This is a genomic window from Salinimicrobium flavum (assembly GCF_042684505.1).
In the GTDB taxonomy this organism is placed as follows: Bacteria; Bacteroidota; Bacteroidia; order Flavobacteriales; family Flavobacteriaceae; genus Salinimicrobium; species Salinimicrobium flavum.
This window is the reverse complement of the sequence record NZ_JBHULT010000005.1, coordinates 70,262-84,362: the sequence shown is the minus strand read 5'-3', so window position 1 is coordinate 84,362 and position 14,101 is coordinate 70,262. Positions and strand designations below refer to the sequence as shown.

Sequence of the window (14,101 nt, the reverse complement as noted above, 5' to 3'; positions counted from 1 at the left end):
CTGAAGTTTTCCTGCGGAAGATAACTCCGTCCAGAATTTTAGGATTACAAATACCTGAACATCCTCTCTTAAAGCAATCTACCTCTAAACCATTTCGCCTGACTGTAAATATTAATTCCGAACAGATTCCATTTCAGTACGCCTTCCGCTGCATAATCTACCTGTCCATCTTCCTTTATTTCGCTGGTGGAAACAGAGATCAGATCCCACTCAAATCCCGGTAAAAATCCGGTGAGAATACTTCTTTTTTGAACGGGAATCAACTCCCCGTTTTCTATAAGATATGTTACCGTCAGGTCAATATCCAGAGAGAGATTGTCTTCAAGCAATATTCTTTTGTATTCAGTTTCGTTTTGCCCGTAGACATCGGTCACGAATGTTTCAGGATTGTTTTCCTCGGGACCTGCTGCAGCAATAATATTGACCAGCCCAAGGACCATAATAGAGACGGAAACCAGTCTTAACTTCCGTCCAAAAATTTTCCTGCCTATGGCTATAAAGCCAATTAAGAGAAAGACGAAATACAAAATCACAAGTACATTCAAGAGTGACCAAAGTAAATAGATCATTGTCTTATGTATTAAGAATAGTAATTCAGATAAAGTAGGAGTTTCGTTAAAAATAATATTATTTTCTGATTTGAGGTGAGATCATTAGGGAAAACACTGAAAGAATTGTTCTCATTTTGTCCTGGAGCTCTCTATCACCACATCTGCCGTAGCCCAGGAGTCTTTGAGAAGTGCCTCCATTTCTTTCATTTTCGACTGGTTATCCATTTTTTGATAAGCCAGTTTGAGACCATGCTGTGCCCAGCCGTTCTTTGGATAGATCTCCAGGTCCTCTTCATAGGTCTTTACAGCATCATCATATTTTCCGGCTTCTATTTGAACCGCGCCAAGGTTGTGACGAACTGAGAAGAACCAGTCCGGGGGTTCCTGGAAGTTGAGGGCATCTTCAAGGACGACGGCTTCCCGTAGCTGGGTAATACTTTCGTCAAACTTTCCTTCGGAAGCCAGGATCTCTCCTCTCAGTACTTTTTCTGCGATCTCCACGATAGAATGCATGGTATTGATCTCCCAAAGCTTCATTTCCTTTAGCTGTTCATCCTTAGCAAGGACCTCCAGTTTTTTCAATTCCTTTTTTGCTTTTGGCAGGTCTTTCTTTCCGAGGTAAGCCATTCCGCGGGCGTAATGAGAAATGGCTTTGGGGTAAAGCAGGGAATCAGAAAGTTTCCGGGCGAGGATCTTGTCCCATTTACCGAACTTCACATCCACAAAATAAGGAATCATATAATAGTGTTGCAGCGTACCCCAGCCGGGTTCCTTCATTACATCGGGATGAATGCGTTCTGCCAGCTCCTCGGCGCCCATGAAGGCCCAGGTGCTGTTCCCTTCGAGGGTCGCGGTAGCTGCCAGGAAATGGTAGTTGTGCGGATAATAAGCCAGTGGATAAATTCCCTGGGCATGGCAAAGGGTCACATAGGCGCTGTCAACTTCCACCGCTCTCAGGTTGGCAAGGCTGCCTTTGTGATAATCACCGGTCTGAATATAGGTGTGGGCGGGCATGTGCATCAGGTGCCCCGCTCCGGGCACGAGTCCGTCATCAAATTTTTTCGCACTGGCTAAAGCCCGTTCAGGGGCGTTGGAGGCTTCGGTGGCATGGATGTAAAAATGGTGTGCGCCGGGATGATCGGGATTCTCTTTCATCAGTTTTTCCAGGAGGGTGATGACACCCGGCGTCCATTCCCTGGGTTCACCGTCCTTGTCGTACAGGTTCCACGGGTACAGGTCCATGACCGATTCGGCATACAGGGCGGCGATATCGGGGTCATCGGGGTATTTTTCGTAAACGGCTTTCATGGCAGTAGAATACGCCACATCCAGGTCCCGCCTGTCCTCCACGGGTTCGGCTACGTAACGACTTGTAAGGGCATTGATGAGCGCCTGTTCCTTTTCGGTGGCCTTTCCGGAAAGTTCAACTGCTTTCTGAACGGCTTCGTAAGCTCGTTCATAGTTATCGGGTTCCATGCCCGCGTTGTAGTTAGGGCCTAGAACCAGCGCAAAACCCCAGTAGCACATGGCACAATCGGGATCGAGTTTTGCGGCGTAATAGAACGATCTCGCCGCCTCGGCATGGTTAAAACCGTAGGAAAGGACCAGGCCCTGGTCAAAATATTTCTGAACTTCAGGATCAATCGTGCTTATGGGGTAATGCAGCACATCCAGCCCGTCTATAATAGGTGCTTTGTTGTCTCCTTCGTACCACTCACTATCTACGGTCTTTGGCGCACAGCCGTAAGACGAACTTACCAAAGGCTCCTTCACTTCTACTTCCTGTGGCGCGGGCTCTGAGTTCTTGCAGGAGAACACGGTAACCGCCAGCAACATCATTAAAAATCTCATCCTCTTCATAGCTCCTCCTCATTTGATCTTCAACTTAAATTTACTTCAAATTACTGAAAATCAGGCGATAAAATTATTTTAATTGATTATGGGAGTATATTTCTGAAAGACTTTCTATTGTCCAAGGCGAGTTGCAAGGGAGCGAAGGATCTCTTTTTCAAGTTTACTTGACCCCCGAAAGGAGCCGGAAAAAGAACTGCGGAAAAATCGAATTTGGAATTTGGAGCTTGGAATTTGGAATTTGGAATTTGGAGCTTGGAATTTGGAATTTACCGAAGAGGGGTCATTGGTTATTGATGATCGCTTAGGATCTTCCCGATCTCTTTTTTATATTTCATGGTATCCAGAAAATTATTGTGCCCCAGTCCTTCCAGCGTAATCAAGGTATCCCCCGGTTTAAAATGCCCCTTTAGCTTTAAGGAAGAACCGTAATACACCACCTCATCCTGATCTCCATGCAGGACCACCACCGGCATTTTTGCTCCTGAAACATATTTCCCGGTCTCCAGTTTGTATCTGAGGAGAAATGAAGGAAAGATCTGTAGCGGAGTAGTATTCCTTACCAGATCGGGCAGGGAGTATGTCGGGGCCTGCAGAATCAAAAGTTTTGGGTTGTTAACCGCGGCCAATCTTGCCGCCATTCCCGATCCTATGGAATGTCCCAATACGATGATCTCGTTCTCAGGATACTCCTCTTTTATTCTGTCATAGAGGGTCTGCATATCCTCATGCAGCTGTGCTTCACTTTGTACAGTACCTTCACTTTTACCGTAACCCCGGTAATCGGGGATGAAAATATCATATTTAAGGGTTGTAAATGTTTCAGCAACACTACCCCAGCCAGCCAGGGAACCCGCATTTCCGTGCAGATAAAAAACCAGGCCTCTGGGATCTTCTGTTCGGAATAAAAGGGCGTGCAGCTTCTTGTCGTCCTTCATTTCCACATATCTTTCTTCGAAATTCTGAAAATGTTCAAAGCAAAAATCCTTTTTCAATGTCTGGGGATAAAAGATCATCTTTTCCTGAAAAAAGTAGCCTAAAATGCAAATAAGCAGGTACAGAACTAATATGGTAAAAAAGAAAGTGCTCAATTTTGATTTCATTTTATGGTAACGGACTGGTGTAAAAAGATACAGAATTTAAGATAAACCAAGTTCGCTTTTTTCCTAAATTGATTGTTTGAAAGACACTTATGCCAGGGCACTTTCAAGTCCGCTGTCACGGGTAAACAAGCAGGAGGATCCGGTGGCATCCCAAAGTTTCCCGTGTTGGGGCTCATCGGAATCCTTGGAGCACCAACAAAAGAAGCCAGAGCAGATGAAAAGGTAGCAAGACAACTTTGTATTGATAGAATTCCAAAATATTTTTAGCTGAAATTCTTTTTTAAGTAATTTCAGAAGAAAACCGATCTTTAATAGAGGTCCCCTTTTTTCTAAACCATATTCTGTCACGATGAAAATTCTTTTTTTTAGTACGAAAATTTATGATCAGCAGTTCTTTACGGCTGCCAATGAGGCATTTGGGTTTGAGTTGAAGTTCATGGAATTACCGCTGAACAAAAGCACAGCGGTACTGGCGAAAGGGCATGAGGTAGTTTGCGTATTTGTAAATGATATTGTAAATACGGAAGTCCTTCAGGAGCTCTCCGCACAGGGCGTTAGCCTGATTGCCCTGCGCTGTGCAGGCTATAATAATGTAGATCTAAAAGCCGCTGAGGCTTTGGGCATAAAAGTAGTGAGAGTACCCGCTTATTCCCCTTACTCCGTTGCCGAACATACCATGGCCCTCATCCTTACGCTTAACCGCAAAACACACCGCGCCTATAACAGAGTGAAAGAGGGAAATTTTGCATTACAGGGTTTAATGGGGTTTGACCTTCATGGAAAAACAGTCGGGCTTATAGGCCTGGGAAAGATTGGACTGGCTACAGCCAGGATATTAAAGGGTTTTGGCTGCAGGGTGTTAGGCTACGATATAGCCAGTTCTGCCAAAGCAGAAAGTATTGGGGTCGAGTTTACTGATCTTGATTTCTTGTACAGGCATTCCGATATTATTTCACTGCATTGTCCCTTAACTCCTGATACCTACCACATCATAAATAAAGAATCCATCCGGAAAATGAAAAATGGCATAATGCTCATCAACACCAGCCGGGGGGCCTTAATCGATAGTAAAGCCGTCATAGAAGGTCTGAAACAGGAGAAGATAAGTTATCTGGGGCTGGATGTGTATGAGGAAGAAGCAGACCTTTTCTTTGAAGACCTTTCCAGCAAGGTCATCCAGGATGATGTTTTTATGCGCCTTCTTTCTTTTAACAATGTTCTTATAACGGGACATCAGGCCTTTTTCACCAGCAATGCGCTGGAAAAAATTGCCGGGGTAACCCTGGAAAATGTCAGGGAATTTGGGGAAGGCACTTCTTTACAGAACGAGGTAAAACCATAGCTGAATCCCAATGGTTTATTTCCTCTCGCTCTTACCCATTCTTATCCTGATAATTTTTTCAATAACCAAAGGAGTTAAGGAAGCCGTTATGGTAGGTTTTGCCATTACCAGTGTCCTGTTCTTTTACTGGGAAGCTTCTTTTAGTCATTTCCTTGGAAGCATGGGTGTAGCTTTTCTCACTACGGTGAATATTTTGATGATTGTGTTTGGTGCCCTTTTTTTATACAATATAATGCAGGGCGCAGGACTAATTTCACAAATCAGCCATTCCTTAGATAACCTGCATCCTTCTAAAGAAATAAGATTTTTTCTGCTGGCCATTTGTCTTACCGCATTTTTTGAAGGAGTTGCCGGTTTTGGTACCCCTGGCGCAATTGTTCCTCTGCTGCTAATTGCTATGGGCTTTAATGCCGTTTTGTCCGTAGCTGTAGTATTGTTATTTGATGGACTGTTTGCGATTTTTGGTGCTGTTGGAACACCCATTATTACAGGCTTACAGCTGCCCCTTGGGCTAACGCAAGCCCAGGTACAACAAATTGGTTTTACCGCTGCTGTCATTGGTGTAATTGTGCAGTTTTTTATTTTATTTGCCATATTCAGGATGTTTGCTCAAATGCAAAATCCAGTACAACATAAAGGGAAAATTCTGCTCCTTTTTACTTTTTTTGCGCTTCCCTTTTGCCTTTTTGCCTGGCTGGTACCAGATTTAGCAACTGTGCTGGCCGCACTTGTTATGCTTATTCTATCGATATTTTATTTAAAGGGAGCCGAAGGAAAAATTAATTTACGACCCTGGCTACCTTATGGAATTCTGGCCATTTTACTCCTTCTGCCGAAATTATTCAATCCTCTAAACCGATGGATTGGCTGGGATTTAGCTTTTTCGGATATGTTCGCATCTGGTCTAAATGCATCCATCAGACCCTTGCAGTCGCCTCTCATCCCTTTTATTATTGTTGGGATTGGAGTGGCTTTGTACAAAAAAAGCAAGTCTTTTTATTTAGTTGAATCTTCTGTTAAGCTATGGAAGGTTTTTGTAGTTCTCTTTCCTTCGGTTGCAATAGCACAATTGATGATCAATTCCGGCGTGCAACAGCCATCTATGGTTGATAATATTGCTGATCTCCTGAGTAATCTGGGTAACGGGTATACCCTGTTAAGTCCTTTATTAGGAATAATAGGTGCTTTTATTACAGGAAGTACTACTATTTCCAATGTGGTTTTCGGGCCATCGCAGCTTGAAGCAGCCAGGCTTCTTAACCTGGATCCAAACCTAATCCTGTCCTTGCAATTGAATGGTGCAGGAATTGGAAATGCCATTTGTCTGTTTAATATCATAGCGGCAGCTTCTGTAGCCAACCTTACGAACTATAAAGAAGTACTTGTCCGTAACATGGCCCCGGCTCTTCTGGCAGGGCTTATTGCTGGTTTTCTGGGCTGGTGTATAATTGAAATTCTATAAGCCCTGTTCAAGGCTTCCGCTTGATCTGTTGGAATTTCCCCGGGTAATCTGAAATTACGGAAAAAAATATAAGGGTTCATAGGAGTATAGGTTTCTTCTTCTTTCAGCAATTAAAGTTTACCTATTTTCCATATTCTTCCAAAAGCCCTTAACTTTAATACTAGAATCAAAAAACAAAAGAAACTTGCAGGTTTTGATGCTACAAAATTTCTGGTTTCCTTTAAAACTGTGAAAAAACGGCCCGGATGACCGCTATAATTTCTTTATTGGTAATAATTACTCTGTCCATACTTGCTACCCGTATTGGAACAATAGCCTTTATCCATACCGGTCTTTCTAAAGATGCTGCTAAGTTCCAGGCAAGATCTGCTTATTTGGGAGTAGGATTTACCACCAAGGAATCTGAGTTGGTAGTTAATGATCCCGTGAGAAGAAAAATTCTCACTGTTTTAATTTTTTTGGGCAACGCAGGAATAATTACCACTATATCTTCAGTGATCTTCAGTTTTATATCCATAGAAGAATCAGGATTTTTTTCTACGGAAATCATTGTGCTTTTTTCAGGGTTGTTGCTCCTAATTGCCTTGTCACGCAGCAAATTTATTGATCGAAAACTTTCTACTTTGATAGATAAAGCCTTGAGTCGTTATACTTATCTTGATGTAAAAGATTACTACAGTTTACTACACCTGGAAGAGAATTATAGGGTATCTGAAATCAAAGTGAAAAAGGAAGATTGGCTAACAAATAAAACCTTGAAAAAGTTAGAATTAGATGCTGAAGGGGTTCGGGTACTGGGAGTAAGGCGCCTGAATGGGAATTATATTGGAGCCCCGAAAGGCGATACAGAGATTAAAGAAGGGGACGTTATAATTCTCTATGGCAAAACAGAAACGCTTCAATCGTTGGAAAAGCGTAAAGAAGGTAGTTCAGGAGATGTGGAACACAACAATGCGGTAACAGAACAAAAGCGAAGGGAACTAAAAGAGAAACAAGAAGATTAAGGTATCTTATATCAACCGGAGATTTCGTCGTATTCTTTTAAGTTTCTTCAATTTTTTGTTTAAGGTTATTTTTTTAATGAACCATCCTCGTCAACCTGCAGGCTTCGACCAAATTTTCACGCCCTTCCCGGGCATAAAAATAGCTCAGACAGACAACGAATGCGAAAGTTAAGTTGAGACCGATCCGTCAGATTCTTTTTGGATTTACAGATCATTATTCATCAATCAATAGTAATTGAATTGTGTTCCCGGTAAAGCTTCTCCCCTATCTTTCCTTCATCGCCCAGCGCCCGACCTTTGATCAACCATGCAATTCCGAAGAAAAACAGTGCCAGGGCTTCCAGCACCAGCGTCGAATAGTTGAACAGCCTGAACATTTCAGAAACCGGAATTAACAAGATCAAAACAATAATTGCACTACCGCAAAACCGGTAAATGTGATTTTCGTTAAAAGTGCTGACGGGAATGTCTTCTGACTGGTTCTGACCAATGGTGAAAACATTGATCGCTAACAACGCGAAAATTCCGAAGAGAAGAGCTGCGAAAATGTAATGAAGCCAGCCTAACCAGGGAAAATTATACGGAATAAGAGAAAAGAGGTTTGCAGGCTCGGTTTCAGGACTAACAGGAATGAGTGCCACCCCTATTGCCATGATTCCGGCGACATTGGTGAGTAGCTGGTCATTCTTCCAGAGCGAAGCATTTCCGTGGCCTTTATAAGAGATCAGAAACAAACCAACAGCGGCTAAAGTACCGGTAAAGATGTCGCGAAGATTCGTGTAATAATAATCACTGATGGAAGGCTGCACTTCAGTCTTGAAAAAGGGAATTAAAGAAAACCCCACCAACAGCAACGGAAGTGCGATGCCCAGGTAACCAATTGTGCGCCTCAGTCTCCTGTAGGTGAAAATATTATTCTTGTTATGGCCGATCAACTTGGGGAACAGGTTGGTTTGTTTAACTAAGATAATCTTTATCTGCGATAACCCAAAGGTTGCAAAGTCGGGGGATTTTTACAACGTCGCAGTAGCCATAAGCTTTCTATTTTACTCTTTGGCCTCTTTGAGCCGAAGAAAACGTGCTGCATTGTTATAAAAGATATCTTGTTTTTGTTCATTCGTTAAAAAGGGTGCCTGCTCGATCGCCTCTACTGCAGCACCTATCTTTTCCGGCCATACCATCTGGTCAGACCCAAACATAATTCTCTTTCCGAGGCCTGCCCGCACAAATGCTTCCAGATGATCATAGAAGGCTGTACGCGGAATCACCCATGTTATTGTGGAGACATCAACATAGAGCTGAGGATACTGATACATCATCGCGATCATTTCTTCCCGATAGGGATAGCCGGCATTTTCCACGAACAATCTGAGGTTTGGATATTTCATAAGCACATCTTCCAGTAATAAAGGGTTACCGGCAGCCGATCTGAAATGTGGCGTATAAGGTCCAATGCCTAAGGTATGGATGAGTACCGGAAGGTCATGTTCTTCAGCCAGTTTAAAATACGGGTCCAGTGAGGGATCGTTGGGAGGGATGCCGTTAAGTTGAGTGCCAATTTCACCCATACCCTTAAACCGCCCTCTTTCATACTCCTCCCTAAGTTTCTCAACACCGGGATCATTGGGTTTTAAAATAAAAGGAGATGCAATAAAACGGTCTGGAGCAAATTTCTTCCATTCCTGAACGGCTGCCCAATCCACCCCACTCAGAAAGGCTGTGCTAATATTATAGCGGTTCATGGCTTCAAGCGATCTTTCCATGAGCTCTTTTGTATCGACCGTCGCCCCACCATCTCCTTCACAGGGTTCAGGACGGCAAAGAGAAGGGGTTCCGGCAGGGATTTCGTGAGGAAGGCCGGTGTGCATGTGCATATCTATGATTGGGCCGGAATATTTACCGGAAGCCGGTGTTTGAAAAGCTTTTTGAGCGAGAATTGAATTGCCACCCAGGAAAAGAATAGCCAGAAAACCCAGTAATAAATTATACCTTTTCATAGCACAAGGATTTTAGTGTTAAATGGCTTGTTCACCACTTTTAAAGTTACTGAAAATCAATGTATTAATAAAAATAAAGCGCAAAGAAGAAGACTTTGCGCGCAGCTGGGTATTTTTCAGAAGCCGGGAGTATAGATATAGAATAAAAATACTAAAACATATGCCCGTGTTTTCCCTGGCATATTAATTTCCAGCTTAGTTAGACTTAACTATCCGGTCTTCTTCAGGATAAATTTCGTCATAGCGTTTATCCCCATATTCTTTTAGTTTCTGTCTGTCTTCCTCACTCAAAGTCGCTTTTTGCGAGTCGAGCTTCTGCCCAATGGGGTAAGAAATGGCGTCGTGTTTTTCCTTTGATATTTCTCCTTTTTTCAAACGTTCTGCGTGCAGGAACAATTCATCAAGAGTAGCTTTCGCCTCTTCGTAGTCTGAAAGAGATTCTACCTGGATTTCCTGCTTTTCGGCTATTGGTTCGTTAGCTTTTTTTTCTTGTGGATCTGTGTCCTTACAGGCCGTAAGCGATAACAGAATGGAGGAGATCAAAAGGAATTTTTTCATGGATTGGTTTTATTTAATGTTATGTTTTGAAGTTATTTTAAAGGTAATAAAAAATGGCATTTTCCAGGAGGGTTATTTATTCTTCCTTTTTTAATATTTAATTTAGAGAGGTTCACTTATTAGAATTTTTTACTTCACAGCCTGGCGCTTTTAAAACCTAAATGAGAAGGCTGCGTGAGGTCTCTGACCTCGCGCTGTATTGAATGTCGAAGAAGATCTTCTTACCGTTTACCCGGATTTTGAATGATATACCTGGAAATATTTTCAAAGGATCGATGATCCCTGATGATGTGATCGTAAAAAAGAGGTTGCCATGCAAATTTTAAATTTAATCTATTGGCATGTTTTGTCACGGCTGATTTATAGGAACCCACAATAGAGGAAAGGGTATTTTTCCCCTGATTCTGAAACCGTTTTTGACCTATGGATTTTTGGTGACAAGGCGATGGGTGTTCATTATTGGATTGTTGTTGTTGTAGTAGGGGCAAGGCATGCCTTGCCCCTACTACTACAACATTATCATTATTCTCATCTCTTGTGCCCGGTCGTTTATTTCCCTCCAGAATAATAATGCCATGGATATGGTTGGGCATCACAACAAATTCCCCCAATTCCACATTTTTCGCATGGTGCTTTATTTCATACCATAACACATCTGCGATAACACCTGCCTGAGATAATTCCATTTTGCCATCCACAATTTTTCCAAAAAGATCCTCCCGGTTTTTAGTACATATTGTTATAAAATATGCAGCATCCCATCCATAATCCCACTGCTGCAGACGGGTTGATTCATTTTTATATTTATTCTGAAATGTTGCTGACATACAGTATTTATTATTCGCTTTTACAAAGGCCTATCTCTGAGATAAAACTGGACTTTTTGTTGGATTACTTCCCGGCTCTATTTGCTCCAGAATTTTTCACAGCGTATGAGATATTATTCAATAGATCTTTCCCTTCCCTCCCACTCGATTTTGGACATGATAAACTGAAATTCATCACACAATACCCCCTTATACAAAACATCAGGAAAGTAACCATCCTCCCGGAAGCCGACGCTTTTAAGCAGATTGAGGGAAGCAGTATTCTCTGCGTCGACCCTTTCCACTACCCTGTCAATGTGGTGTTCCCTGAAAAGAAGGTCAAGGATGCCGGAAAGCACTTCTTTCGCGTATCTGTTTTTTTGATGTAAAGGGGAGATCGAAATCCCAATTTCTGCGGACTCGCCGTCCAGCTTAATGGCGCAGTCGCCAATGAGGTTCCCGTTTTCCAGGTTTTCAATCCCGTACTGCACCCATTCGCCGGGGTTGCCAAATCCCTTTACCGAATTCTCCCTGATAAACGCCTCCGCCTGCTCCTCGCTCATGGGTTTATAGCCCTGGTATTTCGCCATCGCCGGATCAGAACGGTAAACGTGGAAATCCTGAAGGTCTTCGACTACCAAGGGACGGATTCTTAATCGGGCTGTGAGGATTTTCATGGCTATTGTTTCTAGAGCTTTCAGCTTCTGAAAAGTAGTCGAAAAATGGCATTTTGAAGAGGAAATTCGAAAGTTTCAGGCAGAGAATGCAGAGAGTTCACAGAGACATATTTTTCTGTGTCCTGTGATTTGCTCAACACTTTCCCATAGATCAATAATATCTACCCCCGGTTTACCTGGTAAGCACCTGGATCATGTCGAAGTTGATCTCCACCTCCATTTCGTCGATTTTGGTGACCGAACGTTCTTCAATAACAAGCACCATTCTGTTTGGTGTAAGCTCCTCGATGATCCCTTCGGAAGCCTGAATGATCAACTCATCGCCTGCATTTGGAGTGGTGATCATTTTATTTCCCTCAATTCTGTAGGTGCCACTACCGGTAATATCGGGATAAGGAAAGTCCTGCGCGCTGGTCTCACCGTCTACGGTAGTAGTAAGGGTGAGGGTGTAACTACCCGCGGTCGTGTATTTGCCTGCATCCTGAAAAACTACCTGCGCATTGAGATCTTTTGCTTCTGCAGAATAAGATACCGAAGCGGTCTCATCGCCATCTTTTACAGAATTGATACCCGAATAGCTGAACTCCGTAAGGTTCCATTCTCCCAGGATGATGTCTTTGTCCACTTGTGGATCATCATCTTTTTAACAGGAAACAAGGCTGACCAGTGCTGTTACAAACAGCAGTACTTTTAGTGCTCTCATAAATGCTTTTTTAGAAGTTTTTTATAGCAGAAGATCAGAGATAGGGAGAGCCGAAAAGTTAAAAGGCAGCACGATCTTCTCTCACCAAATTAGTTAAAAAATTGTTTGATCAATTAGTTTTATTCAATATTATGTAATAAGGAGTAATTTTTCCTTTTAAAATGAAGTGATTTGATAATCAGAGGGTAATACAGAGGTAATTTCCTACAGAAATGTCAAAAATAACATTTTGAGGTAATAATTATAGAAGTTAGAATTTTACTATTTCCCCCCGGTTATCTAACGGAAAGTATTCTATGACCTTTAATGCTTCGGAGGCAAGGTCGACATAAAAATAATGTGGCTTTTCATTTTTCAAGGGGTATTTAAAACGTACAATCTGTGACTACCACCGTATTTTCATTTCTTAAAGTGGCGATCTGCTCATGCTCTTTTGTTTTGAACCTGGTCATTAATCTGTGAGGCTATTTCAGGCAGAAGTAGACATTTTTGACGCTTCAGCATCTATAGCTTATCGGTTATTGCATAAATAAAACCATCTGAACTTCCGAAGAATATAACCTGATCAAATATTACCGGGGAAGACAAAACAGCCCCTGAAGTGATGAAAATATCTTTGTATAGAGCGGAAAGTCCGGGCATGTCTGTAATACCTGCCTCTAATGATTTTAGTTTTTCAATATCTCTTTCCCCCGTTTCAGTAAAGACTTTTAAGGTGTCATTTCGCGAGCCCAGGGTTTGGAATTCCCATTTAATATTCCCATCCTTTTTTTCAATACCATACAATCGTCCATTTGCTGAACCTATATATGCCATTTCACGGTCAATTGCCGGACTGGAAAAAGTATATGACTTTGTTTTCGTGGCATAATCTATTTTTCCCGTCTCCTTGTCAAGGGAGAAAAAACTAAAGGAGTCGGAAGAACCGGTGTAGATTTTCTTATCCCCTATAGAAGCCGAACCTGGCATCCAGGATCTGTCAAAATTGTTATTGGTCCAGAGAGTATCTCCGGAAACCACATCAAAGGCATAGAACTTTGCGTCCCTTGAGCCAACATACGCTATGCCATCTTCAACTGAAGGAGAAGCCTGAACACCGTGCCAGATGTATTGTGCCGTATCCCTTCCGGTGGTATAAGACCAATTCTCCTTGCCGGTGTGGGCATCGAGCGAGTAGACCTTACTGTCCCAGGAACCTACTACCACAGAATTTTCCCAAATTGCAGGAGAGGAATGAACACTTGCCCCTGTTTTGTAACTCCACACCAGGTCACCCGTTTCTATATCGAGTGCATAAACGTGGGAATCACTCGAGCCAAAATAGACCTTGTTATCAAGAACGTTGGCAGAGGACAAATAGAAATCCCAAAAATCGGGTTGAAAGGAGCCATTGAAGTAATCTTTTACTTTAAATTTTGATTCTCCGCCTGTTTTGAATGTCCATACCACTTTTCCATCGGTTTGATCCAATGCGTAGAAATTGCCATCATAGCTGAGGAACATCACCTTGCCCTGTGCTACGGCAGGAGTGGAATTTACAGGCCCCTTTGTTTGGTACTTCCACTTCACCGCCCCATTGGCAGCATCTATTGCATAAAGAAAGTGATCTTCACTTCCTATATATACCACATCATCTACCAGTACCGGGGAAGAAATCACCTGGGCGCCCGTTTTGACTTTCCACAGAATTTCCGGCTTATTTTTGACCGACGATGAATGGTAGTAGGCGGTGTGCCGACTGTCCTTCATAAAAACAGAGGTCCCTTCAATGTCGCTATTCTGCCTGTGCATACAGGAATTCAGGAAAAAAAGGAAGAAAAGGGAAAAGCTAAAATAAGTGGTGAGAGATTGATAATTGGCCATAGTAGTTTTGCCTAAAAGAATAAATTTGGTTCTCTGGTTTTAACTGAGGTTAGCAAACATGAACAATGGCATTTTCTACAACTTCACCGGCAGTTTCCAGGCCTCAGGGTAGGAGTAATAAAAGTACTATAATTTTCCTACAGGAAAGTCCATTACAAGGAGGATTTTAAAAGTCAAAGAGCAC

At 42.4% G+C, this 14,101-nt stretch carries 13 protein-coding genes; 3 read left to right on the top strand and 10 right to left on the bottom strand.

The window, feature by feature from the left end:
- Positions 1-68 precede the first annotated feature (68 nt).
- The 3 genes from ACFSTG_RS00895 to ACFSTG_RS00885 form a co-directional block, all read right to left on the bottom strand.
- A complete protein-coding gene (locus tag ACFSTG_RS00895; RefSeq protein WP_380747537.1) occupies positions 69-569 on the bottom strand; it encodes a hypothetical protein in 501 nt (166 codons plus the stop codon).
- A gap of 111 nt (positions 570-680) precedes the next feature.
- On the bottom strand, positions 681-2,411 hold the full coding sequence (locus ACFSTG_RS00890; RefSeq protein WP_380747535.1) for a tetratricopeptide repeat protein: 1,731 nt from the start codon (positions 2,409-2,411) through the stop codon (positions 681-683).
- A gap of 281 nt (positions 2,412-2,692) precedes the next feature.
- Complete coding sequence (locus ACFSTG_RS00885) at positions 2,693-3,397, bottom strand: alpha/beta hydrolase (protein ID WP_380747533.1); 705 nt, start codon at positions 3,395-3,397, stop codon at positions 2,693-2,695.
- A 457-nt stretch (positions 3,398-3,854) separates the two neighbouring features.
- Between ACFSTG_RS00885 and ACFSTG_RS00880 the strand changes: the two genes are divergently transcribed.
- The 3 genes from ACFSTG_RS00880 (at position 3,855) to ACFSTG_RS00870 (ending at position 7,313) form a co-directional block, all read left to right on the top strand.
- Positions 3,855-4,847: a 2-hydroxyacid dehydrogenase gene (locus ACFSTG_RS00880; protein WP_380747531.1), complete on the top strand. Its 993-nt coding sequence runs from the start codon at positions 3,855-3,857 to the stop codon at positions 4,845-4,847.
- Between the two features lie 10 nt (positions 4,848-4,857).
- Positions 4,858-6,309, top strand: a complete 1,452-nt coding sequence (locus tag ACFSTG_RS00875) for an L-lactate permease (protein ID WP_380747529.1) — start codon at positions 4,858-4,860, stop codon at positions 6,307-6,309.
- 245 nt (positions 6,310-6,554) lie between these two features.
- Positions 6,555-7,313 (top strand): potassium channel family protein, encoded by a 759-nt coding sequence (locus tag ACFSTG_RS00870; protein WP_380747527.1) that lies wholly within the window; start codon positions 6,555-6,557, stop codon positions 7,311-7,313.
- Positions 7,314-7,534: 221 nt separating this feature from the next.
- Here the strand turns inward: ACFSTG_RS00870 and ACFSTG_RS00865 are convergent, their stop codons facing one another.
- From ACFSTG_RS00865 to ACFSTG_RS00835, 7 genes are all read right to left on the bottom strand, one after another.
- A complete protein-coding gene (locus tag ACFSTG_RS00865; RefSeq protein ID WP_380747525.1) occupies positions 7,535-8,248 on the bottom strand; it encodes a hypothetical protein in 714 nt (237 codons plus the stop codon).
- Positions 8,249-8,359: 111 nt separating this feature from the next.
- Positions 8,360-9,310 (bottom strand): amidohydrolase family protein, encoded by a 951-nt coding sequence (locus tag ACFSTG_RS00860; protein WP_380747523.1) that lies wholly within the window; start codon positions 9,308-9,310, stop codon positions 8,360-8,362.
- 195 nt (positions 9,311-9,505) lie between these two features.
- The gene (locus ACFSTG_RS00855) at positions 9,506-9,868 is read right to left on the bottom strand and encodes a hypothetical protein (RefSeq protein WP_380747521.1); all 363 of its coding nucleotides are present in this window, start codon (positions 9,866-9,868) and stop codon (positions 9,506-9,508) included.
- A 221-nt stretch (positions 9,869-10,089) separates the two neighbouring features.
- Positions 10,090-10,695 carry a transposase gene (locus ACFSTG_RS00850; RefSeq protein WP_380747519.1) on the bottom strand — a complete coding sequence of 202 codons (606 nt, stop codon included), beginning with the start codon at positions 10,693-10,695 and terminating at the stop codon, positions 10,090-10,092.
- 113 nt (positions 10,696-10,808) lie between these two features.
- A complete protein-coding gene (locus ACFSTG_RS00845) occupies positions 10,809-11,351 on the bottom strand; it encodes a GNAT family N-acetyltransferase (RefSeq protein WP_380747517.1) in 543 nt (180 codons plus the stop codon).
- A 172-nt stretch (positions 11,352-11,523) separates the two neighbouring features.
- Positions 11,524-11,976 (bottom strand): lipocalin family protein, encoded by a 453-nt coding sequence (locus tag ACFSTG_RS00840; RefSeq protein WP_380747515.1) that lies wholly within the window; start codon positions 11,974-11,976, stop codon positions 11,524-11,526.
- 582 nt (positions 11,977-12,558) lie between these two features.
- Entirely contained in the window at positions 12,559-13,917 is a 1,359-nt protein-coding gene (locus ACFSTG_RS00835) for an outer membrane protein assembly factor BamB family protein (protein ID WP_380747514.1), read from the bottom strand.
- Between the last annotated feature and the right edge of the window lie 184 nt (positions 13,918-14,101).